1 pseudogene is annotated in these 249 nt (G+C 37.3%); it reads right to left on the reverse strand.

The features are described from left to right. A pseudogene (locus ACYQ2O_RS13760) lies at positions 1–126 on the reverse strand (Mu transposase domain-containing protein); the annotation flags it as partial. Positions 127–249 lie beyond the last annotated feature (123 nt).

Below are 249 nucleotides of genomic sequence, written 5' to 3' on the forward strand. Positions count from 1 at the left end.
GGAAAGATCCAAGTCAACTTCTTTTCCGATATAACGAGGGTCTACAGAGTACCTACATTTGCGGAAAATGACCATTGCTTCCTTTGTGACTTTACGGCGAATAGAGTCTTCAAAATAAGGATTTAACTCAAGTTTCGCACCCCTAAGAACGACGTTCTATCCTTTTACCGTAAAGATCAGTTAGAATATTGAACTTAAAAGTACAGAAAAAGACACCTCTCTTTGGTAAAATGTAGTTACCAACAAACA

The sequence above is a fragment of the Alkalibacterium sp. m-11 genome (assembly GCF_054658155.1).